Raw genomic sequence first — 22,586 nt, forward strand, 5'->3', positions numbered from 1 at the left:
GGAGTCGTCGACCGCCTGACCGACGAGTCCGATTCGCTGGGGTAACCTTCACTTCGCATATCGGTCGGCGACGACGGCGGGGGAGACGCGCGTCGCGCCGCGATACCGTGACCGTTCGACACTGCACACCGGTGCACCATCGCCGGGACGATCGAGAGAGAGACGCATGAGTCATCCGTACGATCCCAACAACGCCGGTGACCAGTCGTCCCCCGGGGGCCAGTCGCACGAGGCCGATCAGCAGGGGCAAGGCTCGGCGCAACCTCCTCAGTATGGTCAGCCACCGCAGTACGGGCAGCCGGGCCAGCCCCAATATGGACAACCGGCGCCGTACGGCCAGCAGCCCCAGTACGGGCAGCCCGGCCAGCCCCAATACGGACAACCAGGGCAGTATGGCCAGCCCCAGTACGGGCAACCAGTGCCGTACGGCCAGCAGCCCCAGTACGGGCAGCCCGGCCAGCCCCAATACGGGCAACCGGCGCAGTACGGGCAGCCGCAGCCGGGTCAGCCCCAGTACGCCCAACCCCAGTACGGTCAGCCGCCGCAGCAGGGCCAGTATGGCCAGCCAGCCCAGTACGGCCAGCCGGGACAGTACGCACAGCCGCAGCAGGGTCAGCCGGACTACGGTCAGGGTCAGCCGCAGCAGCCCGGCCAGCAGGCCGATCCGTTCTCGTCCATGGCGGCGTCAACAACGTCGGGATCGTCAAACCGTAAGCGCACAGTTATTTTCGGCGGCGTCGGCGCTGCGGTCGTGATCGCCGCGATCCTGCTCATCACCGCCTTCGCATGGCCGGGCTGGGCACCGAAGACGCTCGACCAGAACGCGGTTCAGGACGGCGTGAAGCAGGTCCTGACCAAGGACTACCAGGCGAGCGACGTCTCGAACGTCTCGTGCCCGTCGGGTCAGAGCGTGAAGAAGGGCAATTCTTTCAGCTGCTCGGTCACCGTCGGAGGCCAGAAACAACAGGTGAAGGTGACGATCCTCGACGATGACGGCAAGTACGAGGTGTCGCGTCCGACGAGCTGATCAGCGCGCCGCAAGCTCCCACCCGAGCGCGTCGGCGAGCCTGCCCACCGACGCACCGATACGCAGCTCGTCGATCAGGTCGGCGAGTCGCTCGGGGTCGGCGGGCGACGACGGCAGGTGATCGTCATCGATGCTCTCCACCGTGGGCGCATCGGTGCGCACCGTCACCACTGTCCGTGCGGCACGGAGGTAGTCCGTCGAATCACGCAGTGCCGACCGCACGCGCGGAGTGAGCGTCGACGACGGGTCGTCGGCTGCGGCCTCGAGCGCGTCGAGATCGCCGTAGGCGGTTATCAGCTTCGCGGCTGTCTTGTCGCCTATCCCTGCCACGCCGGGCAGCCCATCCGACGGGTCACCGCGCAGCATCGACATCTCCGCGTAGGCCGTGCCGGCGCGGTCGACGGGCACGCCGTATCGCTCGGAAACCTCCTCAGGTCCCATCAGCTCGGCTTTCGCCAGTCCGCGTCCGACGTAGAGCACGCGCACCGGAACCGGGTCATCGGCCACCACCTGAAGCAGATCCCGGTCGCCGCTGACCACGATCACGTCGTCGTCGGCTTCGATCGCGGCGAGTGTGCCGATCACGTCGTCGGCTTCGCACCCCGGTGCTCCCGATGTCGTCAGTCCCGCGGCGGCCAGCACGTCGAGGATCATGTCGACCTGTGGCGTGAGGGTGTCGGGAACCTCTTCGATGTCGGGTTCGTCTCGACTTCCGTCACCGGAATGCGGCGCCTCCTGCGCCACCCGATGGGCCTTGTACGACGGCAGCAAGTCAGTACGAAACGCCGGACGCCAATCGAGGTCGAGGCAGACGACGAGGCGGGTCGGATGGTGTTGGGACACCAGAGAAGCGATTGTGTCGACGAATCCACGGACCGCGTTCACGGGCCGTCCGTCGGCGGCGGTGAGCTTCTCGGGCAGTGCGTGAAACGAGCGGAACCACAGGCTTGCGCCGTCGAGCAACATCACTGATCCTGGCATGTCTCAACTCTGCCATCCGCGTAGGCTTCGACTCGTGACCGCCACTGCAGAAGAGCGTTTCGACGCCGAGGTGTACCGCCGTCGCCTCGCACGGGCCGCTGTGCTGACCGGCAAAGCCGGACTCGACGCCCTCATCGTTTCTCCAGGACCCGACCTGCGCTATCTCACCGGTTCTCGCGCCGACACCTTCGAGCGTCTGACGGCGCTGGTGATCCCGGCATCTGGAACCCCTCGACTGGTGATCGCTCGACTCGAGCTCGCCTCCGTGCGCGACTCCGCGGTCAGCGAACTCGACATCGACGTCGTCGACTGGGTCGACGGCGATGACGCACACGCGCTTGCCGTCGCCGGGTTGCCGACTCCCGCTGCCGTCGCGGTCTCCGAGTCGATGCCGGCGCTCCATCTCGTGCCGATCGCAGATCGTCTGGGAGCCACCCCGACCCTTGCGACGCCGGTGCTCCGTCAGATGCGAATGATCAAGGACGGCAACGAAGTCGACGCTCTCCGACGCGCAGGCGCCGCGATCGACCGGGTGCACGCACGCATGGGCGAGTGGCTGCGTCCGGGACGAACGGAAGCCGACGTCGCCGCCGATATCGCCGAGGCGATCGTCGCGGAGGGACACACGGAACCCGAATTCATCATTGTCGGGTCGGGTCCCAACGGCGCCGATCCGCACCATGAGCAGTCCGACCGGGTGATCCAACCCGATGACATCGTCGTGATCGACATCGGCGGACCGGTCGAACCGGGCTACAACTCCGATTCCACCCGCACATACTGTTTCGCCCAGCCGACCGACGAGAGGGCACGTGCGTACGCGGCGCTCGAGCTCGCCCAGCGGACCGCGGTCGCAGCGGTGCGGCCAGGAGTGAGCGCCGAGAAGGTCGACGCGGCGGCGCGTGAAGTACTCGTCGACGCGGGGTTCGGGGAGAACTTCATTCACCGCACCGGCCACGGCATCGGGCTCTCCGTTCACGAGGAGCCCTACATCGTCAGCGGCAACGACCTCGTCCTCGAGGCCGGGATGGCGTTCTCGATCGAACCTGGCGTCTACTTCCCAGGGCAGTGGGGCGCGCGGATCGAGGACATCGTCATCGTGACCGACGACGGCTGCGAACCGGTCAATGTCCGCCCGCACGAATTGCGGGTGCTGTAGACCCGGGCCCCGAGGGAAGGGTGACGATCAATCGAGAAGCGAGTGCGAACCGAGTACACGCTGCACGTCGATCTCGATGACGACGCGCTCGGGATTGGGCTTCGGCTCCCGATATCGCTGGGCGTAGCGCCGTTCGGCCTCCGCAACGCGGTCGCGATCGCGGTGAACAGTCGCGGGGCCTTCCAGCGTCAGCCACCGCGGACCGTCGACGTTGGTCACGGCGGCATAGCCACCGCGCTCGGCATTGCGCACCTTCTGGCTGCCCTCACGAGTGATCACCCGAGCAAGTCCACTGTCGGGGTCGTACGTGAACCCGACAGCAACGACGTGCGGGGTGCCGTCGGGTCGAAGCGTCGCGAGTGACGCAAGGTGTCGCTCGCCGAGGAAGTCGAGCGCAGCGGAACCGATGTTCTCCGGAGTGCGCGGCATGTCGCCAACGATAGTCACCGCGACGGCACCGCTGTCGGCTGCCCGCACGCCGGTGGAATACTGCGTGTCATGGCGCGGAGCAATTCACACGACGATCCGGGGACGGTCGTCCTCTTCGGTGGACGCAGCGAGATCGGGATCGCCCTCGCGAAACGACTGGTGGCAGGCAAGAGTGTTGTTCTCGCCGCGCGCCGCGCCGCCGACCTCGACGACGAAATCGCCGCTATGCGCGCGGCGGGCGCCAGCGACGTCAGCGCCGTCGAATTCGACGCCGACGCGACCGACACGCACTCGTCGCTCATCGAGGCGATCACAGCCGATCACGGGCCCATCGGCGCGGCGATCGTCGCGTTCGGCATTCTCGGCGATCAGCACCGCGCCGAAACCGACGTCGCGCACGCGCTGCAGATAGCCCAGACCGACTACGTCGGCCAGATCAGTGTGCTGACTCCGCTGGCCAACGCACTGCGGCGTCAGGCATCGGGCACCATGATCGTCTTCTCGTCGATCGCCGGAGTGCGGGTACGACGCGGCAACTACGTGTACGGGTCGACAAAGGCGGGACTCGACGGCTTCGCCAGTGGGTTGTCGGACGCACTCCATGGATCGGGCGTCCGATTGTTGCTCGCCCGCCCGGGTTTCGTGGTCGGCAACATGACAGCAGAACTCATGGCCTCCGGCACCAAGCCAGCGCCGATGTCGGTCGACGCCGAGCAGGTGGCCGACGCCGTGGCACGGGCGTACCACCGCGGTCGTTGGGAGGTGTGGATTCCCGGACCACTGCGCTTCGTCGGATTCGCGATGCAGTTCGTACCGCGCGCGATCTGGCGCAGGTTGCCCCGATGACGGTCGCGACGACGGATACCCCAGAATTCGTCGTCGTCGGGATCGGCGCCGACGGCTGGGCCGGACTGACCGATCGCGTGCGCGACGAATTACGCAGCGCCACAGTCGTATACGGATCAACACGCCAACTCGAACTCCTGCCCGAGCTCGACGCGACAACGGTGGCATGGCGTTCGCCGATGTCCGAGCACCTACAGCAGGTGCTGTCCGAGACTTCTGACTCCCCGGTTTCTGACACGACCGTGCACGTACTGGCGAGTGGCGACCCGATGTTCCACGGTGTCGGGTCGACGATCGTCAATGCCGTGGGGCGCGACCGGGTTCGGGTGCTCCCCACCGTGTCGTCGGCGAGCCTCGCCTGTGCCGAACTCGGGTGGGACCTGTCCCGCACACAGGTGATCAGCACGCTGCGCGACGACGCCGACGTCGTGGTGCCCGCGTTGACCGACGGCCGTCGGATCGTCGTGCTCAGCAGGGGAGCTCAGACACCCGCCGCGATCGCCGAGGTGCTGGTGCGCACCGGGTTCGGCTGGTCGACGATGACGGTTCTCGAACAACTCGGTGGCCCATCCCAACGGATCATCGAGTCGGTTGCGCGCTCGTACCGACCTCAACCCCACGACGCGCTCAACATCGTCGCCATCGACTGTGTCGGACCTCGGACGACGCGCCTACCGGGGCTACCCGACGACGCGTACGAGCATGACGGACAACTCACCAAGTCGGCGGTACGAGCGCTGACCGTCGCGGCCCTCGCGCCAGGTGGGCGAGGGCTCCTCTGGGATGTCGGATCCGGGTCGGGGAGCGTGGCCATCGAGTGGTTGCGCGCAGACTCCGACGGGTCCGCCATCGCCTTCGAGCACGACGACGCCCGTGCCGCACGCCTCGCACGCAACGCCGCCCGTCACGGTGTGGCGGGCGCGCTCACTGTGCGGGGCGCCGCGCCCGAATCACTGCGTGACGCACCGGATCCGGATGCAATCTTCATCGGGGGAGGACTCGACGACAAGGTCCTGACCGCTGCGTGGCGGGCGTTGCTTCCCGGTGGGCGGTTGGTCGCCAACGCTGTCGCGGTCCAGAGCCAGTCACTGCTCGTCGAATGGCACAGCCGACTCGGTGGACTTCTGCGACGATTCTCCATCGAGACCGTCGAGCCGCTCGGATCCATGACGACATGGCGTCCCGCACTGCCGATCGTGCAGTGGGTTGTCACACGAACGGACGACGAGTCGTGACCGTTTTCTTCATCGGCGCAGGCCCCGGCGCAGCCGATCTCATCACCCTGCGTGGGGCACGCGTCCTGGGCGAGTGCACCACCTGTCTCTACGCCGGATCACTTGTCCCGCAGGAACTCCTCGAACTCTGTCCGGCCGGCGCCACCCTGATCGACACGGCCCGGATGCCGCTCGACGAGATCATCGGGCACATCGTCGAGGCAGACGCGTCCGGTGCCGACGTCGCACGTCTGCATTCCGGCGATATTTCGCTGTATTCGGCGTTCACCGAGCAACACCGCGAGCTCCGACGCCTGGGGATCGGCGTCGAGATCGTGCCCGGCGTACCCGCGTTCGCCGCGGCCGCAGCTGCCCTCGACACCGAACTCACCGTGCCCGGGGTCGGTCAGAGTCTTCTCATCACCCGCGTGTCGACGCTGTCGACGGACATGCCGCCGGGTGAGGAACTCGCGCACCTGGCGCAGTCGGGTGTCACCCTCGCACTGCACCTCGCCGCGCACCGCGCGCCGCAGATCGTCGAGGCGCTCGCCGACCACTACGGGCCGCAATGCCCCACGGCTACAGTCGCATTCGCATCCCGCGACGATCAGGTGGTGATCAGATGCGCGTTGTCGGACCTGCCGCAACGGCTCGACGACCACGGAATCCGCCGCACCGCGGTCATTTTCGTCGGCAAGGTACTCGATCCGGCAACCTCGACCCCCACAGACAGCTACCTCTACTCGCACGCGCGGATGACCAAACTCCGCAGTGGCGGTCACGACGACAGACCGTCGACCACATGAGCGACGCACCGGCCGTGCTGGTGCTCGGGGGCACAGGCGAAGCCCGCGAGCTGGCTGCCCGACTCGTCGCCGAGCGCATTCCCGTGATCTCTTCACTCGCGGGTCGGGTCGGCGAGCCCCGACTGCCCGTCGGTGCCGTACGCGTAGGCGGCTTCGGGGGAGTGCCCGGCTTGCGGACATGGCTGCACGACAACGCTATTCGCGTCGTCGTGGATGCGACCCATCCCTTCGCGAGTGGCATCAGCGCCAACGCCGCAGCCGCGGCCGGCGACCTCGCTCTCCCTCTCGTCCGGCTATGTCGCGCACCGTGGTCACCGGATGTCGGGGATACCTGGGTTCAGGTTCCGGATATAGCAGGTGCTGCAAGGCATCTCGACGGGCGACGAGCACGCGTATTCCTGACCACCGGCAGGCAGGACGTCGACGCATTCGCCGAGAACTCCTCGGCATGGTTCCTCATCCGGGTCGTCGACCCTCCGCAGACCGCCATGCCCAGACACCACACCGTGATCCGGTCGCGCGGTCCCTACCATCTCGCCGACGAGATCGACCTGATGCGTGAGCACCGTATCGACGTGCTCGTCACGAAGAACAGCGGCGGTGACATGACGCGCGCAAAGCTCGATGCCGCAAGGACTCTCGGCATCGAGGTCGTGATGGTCGACCGTCCGAGCGAACCCGCGATGCCCACCGTCGAGGACGCAGCAGGCGCCGTCGAACTCGTCCGTGACCTGCTCACCGGCCAGACGCTGGGATGATCAGACACTGCGATAATCAGATGCCGTGATGATCAGACGCCGTGACCATCTGGCGTGTGATGACGGGGCGTGAACACCAGGCGACCACCACTGCGCTCGGCAACCGTCGTCGCAGATGATCCGATGATCAGCATCGTGCGCATGTCGACGATCGACGGATCGAACGCGCCAACGGTCGTCACCGACAGCGTCTGCTCGGGTCCGCCGACATCGCGCCCGACGATCAGGACGCGGTCGTCGGGAACCATCTCGCGCAGCAGGTCGTGAAGGCGTGGCACCTGCCATGTCCTGCTCTGCGATCCGGGGTTGTAGACGGCGATCACCAGATCGGCCTGAACTGCGTGCCTAATCCTGGCTTCGATCAGCTCCCACGGTTTGAGCCTGTCCGAGAGCGAGATCACCGCGAAGTCGTGCCCGAGTGGGGCGCCGGTGACCGCAGCGACCGCCGTTGCCGCGGTCACCCCCGGCACAACGCGGACGGGCACGTCGGCCCAACGCGGCTGAGCCGCTACCTCGGCCACCGCCGCCGCCATGGCAAACACGCCCGGGTCACCGGACGACACGACGGCCACGCGAGCACCCCGCGAAGCGAGGTCGAGCGCGAACTCCGCGCGTTCGGCCTCCACGCGGTTGTCGCTGGCATGCATCCGCTGTCCCGGCCGGGGCGTCACCCGCGCGAGATACGTTCGATAGCCGACGAAGTCGGTGGCCGACGCCAGTTCGGCGCGCACCTGCGGCGTGGTCTGTGTCGGCGCTCCCGGTCCGAGCCCGACCACGACGACCTCACCGGTCCCGGGCTCGGGAACGGACGCCTCGAAGCGCGGATTGTTCCGTCGGCCGGGAACGACGACCATCGAGAAGTACGGGACTTCCGACGGGTCGACGTCGGTGAGCGGCAGCACGCGCTGCGCCGGCGTCGAGGCCCTTTCCACATACCAGGCTTCGTCGAGCCGTCCGACTCGTTCGAGGGCCGTGCACACAGTCGAGAACGTGCGGCCCAGTTTGAGCACCGCGATGGCATCGGCGCCGGCGAACACCGCGGTCAACTCGTCGACCGGGAGTGTTCCCGGTACAACGGTCAGTATTTCTTCGCCTTCGACGAGCGGGATCCCCAGTGCAGACGACGCCCCACTCACAGACGTCACCCCGGGAATGATCTCTGCATCGAAGTCGTCGGCAAGGCGTTTGTGCATATGCATGTACGAGCTGAAGAACAGCGGGTCACCCTCGGCCAACAGACAGACATCCCGCCCGGCCCGCAGATGCGTCGCGAGTGTTTCGGCGCTCTCGGCATAGAAGTCGTTGAGGGCGCCGCGGTAGCCGCCGGGATGATCGGTTGCCTCGACCGTGATCGGGTACATCAGACGCTCTTCGATCTGATCGCCGCGCAGGTAAGGCTCGGCGACGCCCCGGGCAATACTGTTTCCATGGCGAGCGCTGTGATAGGCGATGACGTCGGCAGCGGCAATGATCCGCGCGGCTTTGACGGTGACCAACTCGCTGTCGCCCGGGCCGAGTCCTACGCCCCAGAGCTTTCCGTAGCGCGCCTCTTTCGCCGCACTTTCCTCGTTGCGTGGTGTCGTCACAGCGTCATTCCTGTGCACTCGCCAGTGCGTTGATCGCGGCGGCAACGATCGCCGAACCGCCTCGACGTCCGGCGACGGTGATGAAGTCGAGATCATCGCGGTTCGCCAGTGCCGCACAGGATTCCGCAGCTCCGATGAAACCGACGGGTGCGCCGACGATCGCCGCCGGGCGGGGCGCGCCCGCGTCGACGACGTCGAGAAGCGCGAACAACGCGGTCGGTGCGTTACCGATCGCGACGACCGCTCCGTCGAGTCGGTCCCGCCAATACTCGACGGCCGCAGCGGTCCGCGTGGTCGACAGTTGCTCGGCGAGTGCCGGCAGGCCCGGTTCTCCGAGATAGCACAGCACCTCGTTGTCCGCGGGCAATCGCTTGCGGGTCACTCCGCTGGCGACCATCGTCGAGTCACACAGAATGGGTGCACCCGCCTCGAGAGCAGATCGTGCCGCGGAGACGACGCCGGACGTCGCGATCACGTCCTTGGTCAAATCTGTTTCGCCACACGCGTGAATCATGCGTACGACAACCCCGGAGACGTCCGGGGCGAATCCGGCCAGATCGGCTTCGGCTCGGATGGTGGCAAAGGACTGCCGGTAGATCTCGGCGGCGTCGCGTAGGTAGTCGGGCATAATGGCTCAACCCTATCGGGGCCGTCGTCACGACCAACAGATCGGTTGCCCCCTGGCTCGACAGGATAGGGTGACCGGCGTGAGTGCGCCAACACTGTACATATTCCCGCATGCCGGCGGATCGGCCAGCTTCTACGTACCATTCGCGCGGACCTTCACGTCCGGTGTGAAACGAATCGCCGTGCAATACCCCGGCAAGAACGGAACTCACGACCTCGCGTCGTTCAGAGGGATACCTGAACTCGCCAACACGGTCGTCAGCAAGCTTCCTGCTGACCCCGACGCGCGCATAGCCCTGTTCGGACACAGCATGGGCGCCTTGGTGGCATTCGAGACCGCGCGCATCCTCGAGGCCGCCGGCCGCAGAGTCGAGGCGCTCTTCGTGTCGGCTTGCGCCGCGCCCGGCCGCAGCGGATACGACTACATTCCCGAATCCGATCGCGGCTTGCTTGACGCGGTGTCGGAAATGACAGGCGTCGACCCGGCACTCCTCGAGAGTGAGGAATTTCAGGCCCGAATTCTGCCGACACTGCGCGGTTTCAAAGCCATCACGGCATATCAATGCCCCCCGGATGCCACGCTGTCGTGCCCAATACACGTCTATTACGCCGACGACGACGAGGTCGCAACTACCGAAAAGGTCAGCCCCTGGCAGGAAAGGACAACCGCAGAGTTCACGATGCGGGAGTTTGCGGGCCATCACTTCTACCTCACGGACAACCTCTCCGAGGTGGTGGCCGACATCGAGCAGAAGCTGCCTGTCACCTGAGAATCTTGATAGGTAACTCACAGGTCGCCGACTGGAACAAATGACCCAGTTTGATTGGAACAAATGACCCAGTTCTGTTCGCACAGGTCACGCGCGACTCAAAGAACTGAGCTGTCCGAAGCATCAAGGCGCTGCTGATCGTTCGCAAAATTTGGTTGCATTTGGAAACTCAATTCACGCACTCCCCGGTGGCGTACAGACACTGCGGCTGCTAGCCTTCGTTCCACGTTCGTGAATCGAAGTATTATCGTTCTGGACGCTCTGGTTTTTTGGGGAAGACTCATCGACGACGAGGGGAAGCCGTCGCCTGAGTGTCATCGCACATTCTCTGTCGGGGGGAAAGCGAATGCATCGTGGATGTAACAAGTTCGGTTGATTTCACCGGGCCGGCAAAGCCAAATTTGTCGCAGCAAACGATCCCGTCCATTCTTCGGGGTAGGGCCGCTGCGCAACCTGACGACGTCGCTTTCAGTTTTATCGATTACGACATCGACCAGGCTGGATATGAAGAATCACTGACGTTTCGTGAGCTTTATCAGCGCGTTCGTGTCGTTGCCGCGGAATTGCTCAGGCATGGCAGTCCAGGTGATCGCGCAGCGATCCTCGCTCCACAGAGCCTCGACTACATCGTCGCTTTTCTTGGCGCGATGGAAGCAGGGTTCATCGTCGTACCGTTGTCCGTGCCGATGTTCGGTGCGCACCACGACGAACGGATCAGTTCTGCGCTATCCGACTGCACCCCGTCGGTCATCTTCGCCACAACCACCGTCATCGACGACGTACTCCCGTACGCACAGGAGATGGCGGGAGCCACACCGACGGTCATCGAGATCGATGCGCTCGATGCCGACGCGCCCGTCGACGATTACCCGGATAACGTGCGACAAAGCAAAACCGCAGTGCTGCAATATACTTCGGGCTCGACCAGCGCTCCACGCGGAGTGATGGTGTCGCACCGGAATGTCGTCACGAACCTCGACCAACTGATCAGCGACATGTTCGCTCATCACGGCGGCTGGCCCGATCCCGATACCGTGCTGGTGTCGTGGTTGCCCTTCTACCACGACATGGGCCTGCTATTGGGCATCTGCGGAGGCATTCTGTCTGGCCGACGCACCGTCGACATGAGCCCGATGGCGTTCTTGCAGAAGCCATCTCGCTGGATCACCACGATGGCCTCCTACGGTAAGACGTTCACCTCCGCACCCAACTTCGCGTACGAGCTCGCGGCGCGCAGGACCACCGACGACGATCTCGCGGGACGTGATCTGTCCGGCGTGACCGCGTTCATGTGTGGTGCCGAGCGCGTACACGCCAGTACCGTGCGTCGGTTCGTCGACAGATTCGAGCGAAATGCGCTGCCCAGCAACATTGTTCGTCCGGCATACGGTTTGGCCGAGGCGACGCTGTACGTGGCGGCTCTGACGCCGGGACGCACGTCAGAGGGCATCAACTTCGACTTCGAGAAGCTCGCCTCAGGCTGGGCACGCCGAAGCGGTGAGGGCCAAGACGGCTCGGAACTGATGAGCCACGGACCCGAGCGTTCGGTGACCTTCCGGATCGTCGATCCTGAGTCCCGCCAGGAGAATCCCGCCGACAAGGTCGGGGAGATATGGGTGCATGGCGACAACGTTCCCGCAGGTTACTGGCGCAATCCCGAGCTCACCGAGAAGGTGTTCGGGGGATGGATAGAAGATCCCGCGCCCACCACACCGGCCGGACCATGGCTGCGCACCGGTGATCTCGGAGTCCTGTCGGAGGGCGACCTGTTCATCACAGGCCGCATCAAGGATCTTCTGATCATCGACGGCCGCAACCACTACCCCGATGACATCGAAGGTACGGTCACCGAACTCACCCGCGGAAGGGTCGCGGCGGTGTCGGTCGACCGTGGATCGGCGGAGCAACTCGTGGTGGTCGCCGAGGTCAAAGATCGCGGCGCGCAGGTCGATTACGCGCAGTTGCGCAACGAGGTGACTTCGGCTGTGTCGAATCGGCATGGCGTCCGGGCCGCGGACGTCGTCTTCGTTGCACCCGGCTCCATTCCGATCACCACGAGCGGCAAGACGCGTCGGTCGTCGGTCGGCGACCATTACCGGGACGGCGTGTTCGTCGGATTGGACTCCGCGCAGTGACTATGCCTCGAGACGAGGCGGATCTGAGGGCATGGCTGGTCGACCAGCTCGTGCGTATGGGTTGTGAAGCCGACGACATCGACGTCGACACTGCATTCAACGACCTCGGCGTGGGATCGCGCGATGCGGTCGTCATGTCGGGCGAACTGTCCGAACTCGCGGGTCGACAGATCTCGCCCGTCGATTTCTGGGAGCATCCGACAATCGCCACGCTGGCAGCTTTCGTCGCCAATCCCGAAGCAGCACAAGCGAACACCGTCGACCTGCCACACTCACAGCCCACCGACGACGCCATCGCCGTCATCGGCATCGGCTGTCGGTTTCCCGGCGATGTCTTCGGTCCGGAGAAATACTGGGATTTCCTGTTCGACCACGGCAACGGTGTCAGCACCGTCCCCGAGGGACGATGGACACAGTTCGACGACGGCCGCAACGAGACGGCCAACGCTCTGCGGCGCACCACGCGGTGGGGCGGCTACCTGTCCGAGGTCGACGCCTTCGACGCCGAGTACTTCGACATCTCACCCAGCGAGGCCGACAAGATGGACCCGCAGCAGCGTCTGCTGCTCGAGGTCACCCAGGAGGCGCTCGACCACGCCGGCATCCCTGCCGGCGCGTTGCGTCACTCGCAGACCGGTGTTTTCGCGGGTTCGTGTGCCGGTGAATACGGTGCGTTGGCGACGAGCGACCTGAGTCAGGTCGACGCGTGGTCGGGGACCGGTGGAGCGTCGTCGATCATCTCCAACCGCCTGTCGTACCACTACGACCTCCGCGGTCCGTCGGTCACCATCGACACCGCATGCTCGTCGTCGCTCGTGGCCATCCATCTCGCATGCCAGAGTCTGCGTTCGGGCGAATCGACACTCGCGCTGGCCGCTGGCGTCAATGTGATGCTGTCGCCCGCGATCACCCGCAGCTTCGATACCGCGGAGGCGATGTCGCAGAGCGGACAGTGCCACTCGTTCGACGCAGCCGCCGACGGTTATGTGCGCGGTGAGGGTGCGGGCGTCGTGGTGCTGAAAGGGCTGTCCGACGCGATTCGCGACGGCGACAACGTGATCGCCGTCGTGCGCGGTTCTGCAGTCAATCAGGACGGCCATTCCAACGGTCTGATGGCGCCCAACCCATCGGCGCAGATGGCCGTGTTGCGCGGTGCGTACGCAGCCGCGGGCCTCACCACCCGCGACGTCGACTATGTCGAAACCCACGGCACCGGAACACTTCTAGGCGATCCCATCGAAGCACGGGCACTGGGTACCGTTCTCGGACGCGGCCGCAGCTCCGACGATCCGCTCCTCATCGGTGCGGTCAAGTCGAACATCGGTCACCTCGAGGCCGCGGCCGGTGTTGCCGGCTTCATCAAGGCTGTCCTGGCCGTCGACCGTGGCAACATCCCGGCGAATCTCGGTTTCTCCCAACCGAACCCGCACATCAACATGGACAACCTGCGCCTACGGGTCGTTGCCGAGCACACCGTGTGGCCCGAACGCGATCGGCCTCGACGCGCCGGGGTGTCCTCGTTCGGCTTCGGCGGCACCAACGCACACGTCGTGCTCGAACAGGCCCCGCCCGCGCATGCGACTGCCGATATGAACTCTGGGGCTACGAACTCTGGGGCAAGCACCGCTGCGGTGACGACACTCACCGTGACGGCGAAGACCGCCGATCGAGTGCGCGCACAGGCTGGCGCGCTGGCCGACTGGCTCGACGGTGCCGGTGCCGACGTCTCACTGGCCGACGTCGCCCACACCCTCGATCACCACCGCACGCGACACTCCGCGTTCGCCACGGTGGCCGCGCGCGACAACCAGCAGGCTGTCGTGGGTCTGCGCGCTCTCGCGGCGGGCGACACAGCACCGGGGCTCGTCGATGTTCACGGTGGACGCTGCAGACCCGGCACGGTCTTCGTGTACTCGGGGCAGGGATCGCAGTGGGCGGGTATGGCGCGCACACTGCTCGATTCGGAACCCGAGTTCGCGGCGGCCCTCGCCGACATCGAACCGGACTTCGTCGCACAGGTCGGCTTCTCGCTGGTCGACGTCGTCCGCGCAGGTGAACCGGTTGTCGGTATCAGCCGCATCCAGCCTGTCCTCACCGGTCTGCAGTTGGCACTCACCCGACTGTGGCGCTCGTACGGCGTCATCCCCGACGCCGTCATCGGACATTCGATGGGGGAGGTCGCGGCGGCCGTCGTGTCCGGTGCGCTGTCCGTAGCCGATGGTCTCAAGGTGATCGCAACCCGTTCGCGACTGATGTCCGCGCTGTCGGGCCAGGGCGCGATGGCCCTCGTAGAACTCGACGCCGACGCCGCGACAGCACTGGTGAACACATATCCGGACGTGACCGTCGCGGTGCACGCGTCGCCGCGACAGACGGTGATCGCCGGCCCACCCGACCAGGTCAACGCCGCGGTAGCCAAGGTTGCCGCAAGCGACAAGCTCGCCCGCCGCATCGAGGTCGACGTCGCCTCCCACCATCCGATCATCGACCCGGTTCTGCCGGATCTCCGCACCGAGTTGGCCGATCTCGCCCCGCGTCGACCAACCATTCCGCTGATCACCACAACCCTTGCCGAGGGCGAACCGCGGTTCGACGCAGACTACTGGTGCTCGAATCTCCGCAATCCGGTGCGGTTTTCGCAGGCGATCAGCGACGCAGGCGACACGCACGGCGTGTTCATCGAGGTCAGCCCGCACCCGATACTCACCTACGCGATCGACGACACACTCGCCGACGTTCATCACCACTCCGTCGCGACGTTGCTGCGCAACCAGGACGATGCCCTGACCTTCCACACCAACCTGAACGCGGCGCAGACCACGACGCCTCCGACGAGTTCGCACGGCGCCGAGCCGCATGTGCAGCTGCCTGCCACTGTCTGGCAGCACACGTCGCACTGGATCGAACTGCCCGAACGTACAACGGCGGCTGCGGTGGTGCCGACGAACGGCACACTGCTCGGCGAGCGTATCGACGTCGCCGACACCGCGGGCACGCATCTCTGGCGGGCAGATCTCACCGCGCACACCAAGCCGTATCCGGGTTCACACGAACTCAACGGTCTCGAGGTGGTGCCGGTCTCGGTACTGCTCGCCACCCTGGTCGACGCCGCTCGCAGCGTCGGCATCGAGCACATCGGCGAGGTTCGATTCCACTATCCGATCGCTCTCGACCGCCCCCGACTCGTCCAGGTCGTGGCCGCCGGCGACGTCGTGTCGATCTCGTCGCGCTCGGCGTCCGACACGTCGACGTGGGTGCGACACGCGACGGCCCGCGCGGTCGTCGAACCACCCGCGACACAGACATCCGAACTCAATGGCCTCGCGCCGATCACCGCCGCGCAGGGTCGTTCTACGGCGGAGTTCCTGCGCGAGTGGGGTGTGACAGGCCAACCCTTCGAGTGGACCTTCTCGGGTCTGCACGGATCGGCGGAGCGGTTGTCGGCCGAAGTCGACCTACCCGAGCCTTCCGTGGCCGCCGTACTCGACGCGGCCGCGCACCTCGCGCGCCTCGTCGACGACTCGAATCGTGACCTCATGGTGCCGTCCGCGACCGAGTTCGTCTGGCTGGCAGACGATGTCACCGATCCGAGCGCGACGATCGACATCCGACGAAACCGCACCGTGGAGGACGGGCTGGTCGTCGACGTCACCGCGACCGGCCCAGACGGCCCGCTTCTCGACATTCGCGGACTGCGGTTCGCGGCCGTCGACGGAACCGACGCGCCGACTCCCGATCTGCCGCCAGAATCGATGACACACGTACTCGAGTGGCAACCGATGGAGTTCGACGCCGATCGCGCTGCGACACCGAGCGGCTCGGTCGCGGTCGTCGGAGAGGGCAACGCGGTCGCAGCAGCCCTGCGCACCGCGGGCGTCGACGTCGTCGACGATGCGTCGACAGCACGCCATGTCGTCTACGTCGGCGGAGCATCGACGGGTGATCACGCCGCGGACGCGGTGCGTATGGGTTCGGAGGTCACCGACTGGGTGCGACGTCTCACTCAACGTGATAGCGCCACGACACTGTGGCTCGTGACCCGCGGTGTTCGCACACCAACCGCGGCAGGGGATCTCGCCCAGAGCGCGCTCTGGGGACTCGCGACAGTGATCGCCGAGGAGCAACCCGATATCTGGGGCGGGCTGATCGACCTACCGGCGGACGCAGACCTCACCGCCAACGCGTCGTCGCTCGCCGCGGCGATGGTCACACCGTTCAAGGCGATCAGATCGCTCATCGACGAGCAATTGTCCGTTCCCACAACGGTTCTGCTCGAGTCGGTTCTGCTCGAGTCTGGGCCCGTCCGGGAAGCGCTGCGGTGTCGTGCTGACGCCTCGTACCTCATCACCGGGGGCCTGGGTGCACTTGGTCTGGTGATCGCCGACTGGCTCGCCGGGCGTGGGGCACGGCGGATCATCCTCGCCGGTCGTAACGGACTACCACCCCGGCGGACGTGGGACGACGAGAACGTCGACTCGTCCACGCGCACACGCATCGACGGTGTTCGTGCACTGGAGGCACGGGGCGTCGCAGTGGAGCCCGTGGCACTGGACGTCGCCGACGCCTCGGCGCTGCGTGCCTTCCTCGAGCGCCGCGACGACGCGGGTGCTCCGCAGGTACGCGGCGTGATCCACGCTGCGGGTGTCACGGTGAACCGACTCCTCACAGATACCGACGCCGAAACGCTCCACACCGTCATGCGGCCCAAAATCGCGGGCGCACAAGCTCTGTCGGAGGTCTTCGAGGCTTCCGAACTGGACTTCTGCCATCTCACCGGAAGTGCGGGCGCCCTGTTCGGTATTCCGGGACAAGGCGGCTATGCCGCGGCGAATGCCTATCTCGACGCCTTCGCACGCTTCGCCAACCCATCACATGGGCGCACCCTCAGCATCGACTGGGTGGCGTGGGAGGGCCTCGGCTTCGCCGCCGATGCCGACCTCGTCGTCGCCGAGCTCGAACGCGTCGGGTCGCGTCCCGTCCGGGTCGGCGAGGCACTCGCGGCGTGGGAGTACATCGACCGATTCGACGTCGCGCAAGCCGTCGTCCTTCCGCGCGCTGACGCGTCGGTGTCGTACACCGCCGACGAGATCGACACGCACGCATGGGATCGGATGGACCGCGCCGAGATGTTGAGCACCCTGGAGAACGGATTGCGCGCGATTCTCGCCCACGAGCTACGACTTCCCGAGGCCGACCTCGAATCCGATGTTCCGTTCGCCGAGTTGGGTCTCAACTCGGTGATGGCGATGTCGATCCGCCGCGACGCGGAGAAGCTCGCCGGGATCGAACTCTCGGCCACGATGCTGTGGAACCATCCGACCGTTGCGGCGCTCGCCGCCCACCTCGCCGACAAGATCGCTCCGCAGGAGTCCGACGATGTCGACGACGAGTTCGACACCGAGTCCGACGGGCTGCTCGACAGCCTGTTCGACGACGTCGAGTCCTCACCGCTCGGAGCGGAGCCGGGGCTCTGATGGCGGCACACGACTTCGACGACAACAGCCTTCGGGAGTGGATGGTCGATCACCTCGTGGCCATGACCGGTTGTGCGCGCCACGAGGTCGACCCCGAGGCATCGATGGCCGATCTCGGTGTGGGATCGCGTGATTCGGTTGTTCTCTCGGGCGAACTCTCCGAACTCCTGCGGCGTCACGTCTCGCCGGTCGAGTTCTGGGAGCACCCGACGATCAACTCGCTCGTCCACTACCTGTTGCACGACGAGCCCATCGACGTCAGCGACCACACGGTGAGCGCAGACACGCTCGACGACCCGATCGCGGTGGTCGGCATGAGCTGTCGCTTACCCGGTGGCGTGCACGGCACTGCGCAGTTCTGGGACTTTCTCTCAACGGGCGGCGATGCTGTCGGTACGGTTCCCGCCGAACGCTGGGAACGCTTCGACGACGGCACCCCCGAAGTGCGCGGGGCTTTGGAGTCGACGACGCGGCACGGCGCCTTCCTCGACGACATCGCCGGATTCGACGCCGACTTCTTCGAGATCACCGCGCGCGAAGCCGCAAAGATGGACCCTCAGCAACGCCTGCTTCTCGAAACCGCCTGGGAGGCATTGGAGAATGCCGGAATCGCTCCGGGGACGCTGAAGCGGTCGCCGACGGGCGTCTTCGTCGGTGCGTGCGTCAGTGAGTACGGTTTCCTGGCCTCCACCGATCTTCCAGGCGTCGACGCGTGGAACAACCTCGGCGGAGCGCTGAGCATCATCGCCAATCGCCTGTCCTACTTCCTCGACCTGCGCGGGCCGTCGATGACCATCGACACGGCCTGCTCGTCGTCGCTGGTGGCGATCCACCTCGCATGTCAGAGCCTGCGTCTGCAGGATTGCAACGTCGCGCTGGCCGCGGGGGTCAATCTGCTTCTGTCGCCTGCGGTCTTCCACGGCTTCGATCAATCTGCCGCACTGTCGACCTCGGGTGCCTGCCACTCGTTCGACGCGGACGCCGACGGTTTCGTCCGCGGCGAGGGCGCGGGCGTGGTGGTACTCAAGCGCCTCGGCGACGCGCTCCGCGACGGTGATCGGGTACTCGCGGTCGTGCGCGGCTCCGCGGTCAACCAGGACGGACATTCCAACGGCCTGTTCGCGCCCAATCCCGCCGCCCAGATGGAGGTGCTACGCGCTGCGTACGCGAACGCCGGTATCGCGGCCCACGACGTCGACTTCGTCGAGACACACGGCACCGGAACACTTCTCGGCGATCCGATCGAAGCGCGTGCTCTCGGTACCGTTCTCGGGCGCGGCAGGCAGGCAGACAAACCACTCCTTCTCGGAGCGGTGAAGTCGAACCTCGGGCACCTCGAGGCCGCCGCAGGTGTCGCAGGATTCATCAAAACCGTGCTCGCGGTGCAACGCGGGACGATCCCGGCCAACCTCCACTATCGAAACCCCAACCCGCACATCCCGTTCGAGCAACTACGACTGCGGGTGGTCGATTCGGCGACCGCCTGGCCGACCACTGAGGGTCCGCGCCGGGCGGGAGTGTCGTCGTTCGGTTTCGGCGGCACCAACGCTCATGTCGTCCTCGAACAGGCACCGTCGGTACGTCGAGCAGCTGCAGCCGACGACGATCCTGTACAAGCCGTTGCGACACTTGTCATCTCGGGTAAGAGCCCCGCGCGGGTCTCGGCCCAGGCCGCTGCGATCGCCGAATGGATGGATTCCGACGGCGCGGGCGTTCCGCTCCCCGATATCGCCCACACGCTCAATCACCACCGGGCAGCACTACCGGTCTTCGGGTCGGTCACCGCCCGCGATCGTGCCGGGGCCATCGCAGGCCTGGTCGCTCTCGCGGCAGGGGAGAGCGCAGAAGGCGTCCGATTGCCCGCAAACGCTTCACCAGGACCGGGCACCGTCTTCGTTTACTCCGGTCAGGGATCGCAGTGGGTCTCGATGGCCGCTGCTCTGCTCACCGACGAACCGGCGTTCGCCGCGGCAATCGACGAACTCGACGATGATTTCGTCGCGGATGTGGGATTCTCCCTGCGCGATGTCATCAGCGAGCAGAAGGATCTGCACGGCGACGCCGAGGTGCAGCCAGTCCTGCTGGGCATCCAACTGGCGCTGACGAAACTGTGGGGCAGCTACGGGGTTCATCCCGACGCAGTCATCGGTCAGTCGATGGGCGAGGTCACCGCCGCAGTCGTCGCCGGTGCGCTGACGCAAGCCGAAGGGCTACGCGTCATTGCCGTTCGCTCGACATTGATGGCACGACTCGGCGGCCAGGGCGCTGTCGCGCTGCTGCGCGTGGGCGCCGACGAAGTCGAAGAGCTATTGACCACCCACACCGGTGTCGAGATCTCCGGACGCCTCGCGCCGCGTCAGACCGTCGTCGCCGGCCCGGTCGACGCGGTGGACGCCGTCGTCGCGCAGGTCTCGGAGACCGGTCGCTTCGCGCGACGGGTAAATATGGAGGTCGCGTCACACACGGCCCTCATGGATCCGATACTCGACGAACTGCGTTGCGCGCTCGAAGGACTCACACCCCGACAGCCCCGCATCGACTTCTTCTCGACCGTGACACCCGGAACCACTCCCACCGCAGACGCCGACTACTGGGTGGCCAACGTCCGACAGCCGGTATCCCTTGCTGAAGCGGTCGGCGCTGCGGCTCTCGAGAACGCGACATTCGTCGAGATCAGCCCGCATCCGATGCTGACCCAGGCGGTCGCCGAGACACTGGAGAATACCGACGCCCTACACAACGTGATCGGCACGCTGATCCGCGATGGTGACGACACCGTGTCGTTCCACACCGCGGTGAGCGCCGCGGCCACCACGAGGCCGCCAAGTACCCCGCATCCGCCGGAGCCACATCCGGTGTTGCCCGCAACGCCGTGGCAGCACGTCGAGTACTGGATGCCGACCCCGCAGCGGCACGCCGAGCAGGTGGCAACCTCGGCCCCGACAGGACCGGTCGACACCGCGATCCCGGCACAGTGGTGGCACGAACTCACGTGGCCGGAGCGACCCCTGACCCGGCAAACCCCAGACGCCTCATCTTCCGACGCCTCTACTGAGCGCTGGGTCGTGGTCGGGCGCGACGTCGGTGCTGCCCTCGCGGCGCGTCTCGGCGCCGACTCGGTGCGCATCGTCGACGAGAACGAGGTCGCGACGCTGACCGCTGCCGACGACCTGGCCGACGTCGACCGCGTGCTCTACGCACCCGCACCGCTGACGACAGACGAAATCTTCGGCGCCGCAGCGGGTTACCGCATCTTCGGCGTCTCCCGGTCGCTCGTCTCGGCACTGCACGGACTCGACTCACCGCCGCGACTTCACTTCCTGACGCGCAACGCGCAGCCGATCTCCGAAGGCGATCGCGCCGCCGCCGCTCAGGCTGTGCTGTGGGGTCTCGGACGGTCGCTGGCACTCGAGCATCCCGAGTTCTGGGGATCGGTCGTCGACATCGACGAATCGGTACCGCCCACGCTCGCAGCGGGCTACCTCATCGCCGAGACCACCGAGGCCGCGGTCGACGACCGCGAGGATCAGGTGGTGTATCGCGCCGGAATCCGCCGCGTGCCGCGACTCACGCGCGCCGCAGCGTTGCCGCTCCCGGATGACGACCGCCTGGCGTCCGAGGGCGCTCACCTCGTTGTCGGTGCCACCGGCAATATCGGACCACACCTGATCCGACAGTTGGCATCGATGGGTGCGGGCACTGTCGTGGCGGTGTCGCGCAATCCGGGCGACCGCCTCGACGGAGTGATCACCGAACTCGCGGCGCAGGGCACCACCGTGATTCCGATAGCGGCCGACGCCACCGATCGCGACGACATGGCAGCGCTGTTCGCACGCTTCGGCGCAGAGCTTCCGCGGCTCGACGGGGTGTACCTCGCCGCATTCGGCGGTGGCCCGGTGACGCTGACCGACATGTCCGACGACGACGTCTCCGCCATGTTCCGGCCCAAGCTCGACGCGCTCGCGGTGCTGCATAACATGACGGTGAGCACCGGTGTGGATCGTTTCGTCGTCTTCTCGTCCATCTCGGGCCTCACCGGATCGCGGTGGTTGTCGCATTACGCCGCGACCACCACCTTCCTCGACGCCTTTGCGCACGCCCGTCGTGCGGCCGGTCTTGCTGCGACGACCATCAATTGGGGGCTGTGGCAGTCGCTCGACGAGGTCCAGGACGAGATCGAACGTCAGGTGACGCGCGGCTCCGGTCTGCTCCCGATGGACGATCCGACCGCGATTCGTGCGCTGGTGTCTGCGACCGCTCCCGGCGCGCCGGTGCGCTCGACGGTGGTCGCGGCCGACTGGCCGACCCTTGCCGCGGCCTACCGCACCCGTGCGGTACTGCGCATCGTCGACGATCTCGTCGACGAGCCAGAGCTGCCGAGTTCCGACGGGCCGACCGAGTTGCGCGAGGCGCTCGCGGGTGCCGAACCGTCGCAGCGAAGGGAACTGCTCAGCGACCACGTCGCAGCACTGGTCGCCAAGGTGATGGGGTTGTCGTCGCCTCAAGAACTCGACGCCACCACCGGGTTCTTCCAGTTCGGGATGGACTCGTTGATGACGGTAACACTCCAGCGCGCGCTGAGTGAATCGCTCGGCGAGCAATTGCCCACGTCTGTGGTGTTCGACTATCCGACAGTCGAAGCACTGACCGGGTACCTCGCGTCGACGCTGCCCGAGATGGTCGACGCGACCGACGAAGCACCCGACGACTCCTTCGACGAACTCTCCGAAGACGAACTGTTGAAAGCACTTTCCGAAAGGCTGGGCTGAGCACC

At 66.2% G+C, this 22,586-nt stretch carries 14 protein-coding genes; 10 read left to right on the plus strand and 4 right to left on the minus strand.

All coding sequences use genetic code 11. The features are described from left to right. Positions 1–166 precede the first annotated feature (166 nt). Positions 167–1,027: a DUF4333 domain-containing protein gene (locus ABW18_RS02520; protein ID WP_049697383.1), complete on the plus strand. Its 861-nt coding sequence runs from the start codon at positions 167–169 to the stop codon at positions 1,025–1,027. Here ABW18_RS02520 and ABW18_RS02525 read toward each other — a convergent pair whose 3' ends face one another. Further along, positions 1,028–1,993, minus strand: a complete 966-nt coding sequence (locus tag ABW18_RS02525; RefSeq protein ID WP_200903205.1) for a 5'-3' exonuclease — start codon at positions 1,991–1,993, stop codon at positions 1,028–1,030. 13 nt (positions 1,994–2,006) lie between these two features. Between ABW18_RS02525 and ABW18_RS02530 the strand changes: the two genes are divergently transcribed. Then, positions 2,007–3,167 carry a M24 family metallopeptidase gene (locus tag ABW18_RS02530; RefSeq protein WP_049697385.1) on the plus strand — a complete coding sequence of 387 codons (1,161 nt, stop codon included), beginning with the start codon at positions 2,007–2,009 and terminating at the stop codon, positions 3,165–3,167. Between the two features lie 27 nt (positions 3,168–3,194). Here the strand turns inward: ABW18_RS02530 and ABW18_RS02535 are convergent, their stop codons facing one another. Then, the gene (locus ABW18_RS02535; protein ID WP_049697533.1) at positions 3,195–3,596 is read right to left on the minus strand and encodes a pyridoxamine 5'-phosphate oxidase family protein; all 402 of its coding nucleotides are present in this window, start codon (positions 3,594–3,596) and stop codon (positions 3,195–3,197) included. Positions 3,597–3,665: 69 nt separating this feature from the next. On the opposite strand from ABW18_RS02535, the gene ABW18_RS02540 reads away from it, so the two are divergent. Genes ABW18_RS02540 through ABW18_RS02555 form a run of 4 tightly spaced genes read left to right on the plus strand, consistent with a single transcriptional unit; the run spans position 3,666 to position 7,220 of the window. Beyond that, entirely contained in the window at positions 3,666–4,442 is a 777-nt protein-coding gene (locus ABW18_RS02540; RefSeq protein ID WP_152929982.1) for a decaprenylphospho-beta-D-erythro-pentofuranosid-2-ulose 2-reductase, read from the plus strand. Next, positions 4,439–5,677: a bifunctional cobalt-precorrin-7 (C(5))-methyltransferase/cobalt-precorrin-6B (C(15))-methyltransferase gene (locus ABW18_RS02545; protein ID WP_049697386.1), complete on the plus strand. Its 1,239-nt coding sequence runs from the start codon at positions 4,439–4,441 to the stop codon at positions 5,675–5,677. Before ABW18_RS02540 ends, ABW18_RS02545 begins: the two co-directional genes overlap by 4 nt. Next, entirely contained in the window at positions 5,674–6,462 is a 789-nt protein-coding gene (gene cobM / locus ABW18_RS02550) for a precorrin-4 C(11)-methyltransferase (protein WP_049697387.1), read from the plus strand. The genes ABW18_RS02545 and cobM overlap by 4 nt, the downstream gene beginning before the upstream one ends. After that, positions 6,459–7,220 (plus strand): cobalt-precorrin-6A reductase, encoded by a 762-nt coding sequence (locus ABW18_RS02555; RefSeq protein WP_049697388.1) that lies wholly within the window; start codon positions 6,459–6,461, stop codon positions 7,218–7,220. The genes cobM and ABW18_RS02555 overlap by 4 nt, the downstream gene beginning before the upstream one ends. 32 nt (positions 7,221–7,252) lie before the next feature. Here ABW18_RS02555 and ABW18_RS02560 read toward each other — a convergent pair whose 3' ends face one another. Beyond that, positions 7,253–8,806, minus strand: coding sequence for a precorrin-2 C(20)-methyltransferase (locus ABW18_RS02560; RefSeq protein ID WP_049697389.1), 1,554 nt, complete (start codon positions 8,804–8,806; stop codon positions 7,253–7,255). A 4-nt stretch (positions 8,807–8,810) separates the two neighbouring features. Beyond that, positions 8,811–9,434 (minus strand): precorrin-8X methylmutase, encoded by a 624-nt coding sequence (locus ABW18_RS02565; RefSeq protein ID WP_049697390.1) that lies wholly within the window; start codon positions 9,432–9,434, stop codon positions 8,811–8,813. Positions 9,435–9,513: 79 nt separating this feature from the next. On the opposite strand from ABW18_RS02565, the gene ABW18_RS02570 reads away from it, so the two are divergent. The 4 genes from ABW18_RS02570 to ABW18_RS02585 all read left to right on the plus strand — a co-directional run bounded on the left by ABW18_RS02570 (position 9,514) and on the right by ABW18_RS02585 (position 22,581). Further along, entirely contained in the window at positions 9,514–10,203 is a 690-nt protein-coding gene (locus ABW18_RS02570) for a thioesterase II family protein (protein WP_235434269.1), read from the plus strand. Between the two features lie 401 nt (positions 10,204–10,604). Beyond that, complete coding sequence (locus tag ABW18_RS02575; protein WP_049697392.1) at positions 10,605–12,338, plus strand: fatty-acid--AMP ligase; 1,734 nt, start codon at positions 10,605–10,607, stop codon at positions 12,336–12,338. A gap of 2 nt (positions 12,339–12,340) precedes the next feature. Then, positions 12,341–17,812 (plus strand): type I polyketide synthase, encoded by a 5,472-nt coding sequence (locus ABW18_RS02580; protein ID WP_049697393.1) that lies wholly within the window; start codon positions 12,341–12,343, stop codon positions 17,810–17,812. After that, positions 17,812–22,581: an SDR family NAD(P)-dependent oxidoreductase gene (locus ABW18_RS02585; RefSeq protein ID WP_049697394.1), complete on the plus strand. Its 4,770-nt coding sequence runs from the start codon at positions 17,812–17,814 to the stop codon at positions 22,579–22,581. Before ABW18_RS02580 ends, ABW18_RS02585 begins: the two co-directional genes overlap by 1 nt. The last annotated feature ends 5 nt before the right edge of the window (positions 22,582–22,586 follow it).

Origin of the sequence: Gordonia jacobaea (assembly GCF_001186365.1) — a bacterium.
In the GTDB taxonomy this organism is placed as follows: domain Bacteria; phylum Actinomycetota; class Actinomycetes; order Mycobacteriales; family Mycobacteriaceae; genus Gordonia; species Gordonia jacobaea.

What these genes read in the sequence shown, in the direction of transcription:
- ABW18_RS02520 (WP_049697383.1), top strand. Translation starts at nt 167, where the DNA reads ATGAGTCATCCGTACGATCCCAACAACGCCGGTGACCAGTCGTCCCCC.
- ABW18_RS02525 (WP_200903205.1), bottom strand. Translation starts at nt 1,993, where the DNA reads ATGTTGCTCGACGGCGCAAGCCTGTGGTTCCGCTCGTTTCACGCACTG.
- ABW18_RS02530 (WP_049697385.1), top strand. Translation starts at nt 2,007, where the DNA reads ATGTCTCAACTCTGCCATCCGCGTAGGCTTCGACTCGTGACCGCCACT.
- ABW18_RS02535 (WP_049697533.1), bottom strand. Translation starts at nt 3,596, where the DNA reads ATGCCGCGCACTCCGGAGAACATCGGTTCCGCTGCGCTCGACTTCCTC.
- ABW18_RS02540 (WP_152929982.1), top strand. Translation starts at nt 3,666, where the DNA reads ATGGCGCGGAGCAATTCACACGACGATCCGGGGACGGTCGTCCTCTTC.
- ABW18_RS02545 (WP_049697386.1), top strand. Translation starts at nt 4,439, where the DNA reads ATGACGGTCGCGACGACGGATACCCCAGAATTCGTCGTCGTCGGGATC.
- ABW18_RS02555 (WP_049697388.1), top strand. Translation starts at nt 6,459, where the DNA reads ATGAGCGACGCACCGGCCGTGCTGGTGCTCGGGGGCACAGGCGAAGCC.
- ABW18_RS02565 (WP_049697390.1), bottom strand. Translation starts at nt 9,434, where the DNA reads ATGCCCGACTACCTACGCGACGCCGCCGAGATCTACCGGCAGTCCTTT.
- ABW18_RS02580 (WP_049697393.1), top strand. Translation starts at nt 12,341, where the DNA reads ATGCCTCGAGACGAGGCGGATCTGAGGGCATGGCTGGTCGACCAGCTC.
- ABW18_RS02585 (WP_049697394.1), top strand. Translation starts at nt 17,812, where the DNA reads ATGGCGGCACACGACTTCGACGACAACAGCCTTCGGGAGTGGATGGTC.